The sequence below is a fragment of the Streptomyces colwelliae genome, from assembly GCF_048158785.1.
GTDB lineage: Bacteria > Actinomycetota > Actinomycetes > Streptomycetales > Streptomycetaceae > Streptomyces.
Genome location: NZ_JBLTJC010000977.1, coordinates 1 through 435, shown reverse-complemented (window position 1 = coordinate 435; position 435 = coordinate 1). Strand labels below are relative to the sequence as shown.

Below are 435 nucleotides of genomic sequence, written 5' to 3'. Positions count from 1 at the left end.
CGCCCAGGAACAGGGACGCCTCGATGGCCGCGGCCCGTGCCAACGTCGGATGGGAAGGTCGTCGGCATCACCGTGCCGACCGGCTGCTGGCGATCTGGGCCGTGCGCGCACGCGGCCGTCAACGCGTGGAGCGGGGTCAGCCAGGGTGCGTTTCTCGCCCTTGAAGGAGACGAGGGAGGAGAGGCGGACCGGTTGACGCCCTCCTCGGCCAAGTCCGGGAAGTGCTCGGTGAGTTCGGGCGGCACGGAGACCTTGCCGTGGGTCGATCCGGCGGTCGCGGAGTTCGTGTGCGGCCGTGAACTCGGTGCGCAGCGCGGCCAGATGAGGGTCGGCCATGTGCACCAGCCGCTGCTGACGCACCGTCAGGACCCGTCCCTCGCCGAGTCCGTAGCGGGTGCGCCGCTCCCTTGGGGGCGAAGGTCCGCTCGAAGAAAC

1 pseudogene is annotated in these 435 nt (G+C 70.8%); it reads right to left on the bottom strand.

Annotated elements, in window-relative coordinates:
* Window positions 1-288 precede the first annotated feature (288 nt).
* Window positions 289-435: pseudogene (locus tag ACNFOC_RS55445) on the bottom strand (hypothetical protein); the annotation flags it as partial.